This window comes from Gemmiger formicilis, from assembly GCF_018784445.1.
Classification (GTDB): domain Bacteria; phylum Bacillota; class Clostridia; order Oscillospirales; family Ruminococcaceae; genus Gemmiger.
Window position 1 is genome coordinate 1 of sequence record NZ_WQOH01000083.1, and the last position, 257, is coordinate 257.

A 257-nucleotide genomic window follows, 5' to 3' on the forward strand; every position below is an offset into this window, starting at 1 on the left:
CGGTTGAAGGCGAAGGGCGTGCCGGTCTCCACTGCCGAGCGAAGCACCAGCCGCACGATGTCCTTGACGGTGACGCTGCGCTTTTCGATGCGCGGGTCATTGACGCAGTCCAGATACCGCTTCTCCCATTCCGTACCCCAGTAATCCTCCAGAGCGTAGCCCTTGACCGTGAGGATCTCATGCGGACACATGAGATGCCACGGCGCGTCTATGTTCTCCTCCGCCAGTCGCCAGAAGAGATCCGGATAGCACACGGC

The 257-nt window shown here is 61.1% G+C and carries 1 pseudogene; it reads right to left on the minus strand.

Annotated elements, in window-relative coordinates:
* A pseudogene (locus GPK89_RS14870) lies at positions 1-257 on the minus strand (ribonucleoside-diphosphate reductase subunit alpha); the annotation flags it as partial.